Annotated in this window: 1 protein-coding gene; it reads right to left on the bottom strand. The window is 59.0% G+C overall.

The genetic code is table 11. The annotated features are described in order from the left end of the window. Positions 1-202, bottom strand: a 202-nt coding sequence (locus tag ACYOEI_RS41265; protein WP_462856501.1) for a transposase, incomplete at its 3' end; no start/stop codon positions are given. Between the last annotated feature and the right edge of the window lie 86 nt (positions 203-288).

Raw genomic sequence — 288 nt, 5'->3', positions numbered from 1 at the left:
AGTGGTCGTAGACGGTGCTCTTGGCCGGGAGGTCATGCGGGAGCATGTCCCACTGGCAGCCGGACCGGTTGAGGTAGAAGATGGCGTTGAGGACCTCACGCATGGGGACCTTGCGGGGCCGGCCGGTTGAGTTGATGGGGATGAGAGGCTCGAGGATAGCCCACTGCTCGTCGCTGAGGTCGGAGGGATAGGACTTACGCATGGGAATAATCCTCGGACAGATGTCGATCGGCCTGACTCCTTCTACAGGCGTAGGTTACGAAATTTTCGGATTACCGGATAGCCTCT

It is taken from the genome of Singulisphaera rosea (assembly GCF_054877945.1).
This window is presented reverse-complemented; position numbering and strand designations above follow the sequence as displayed.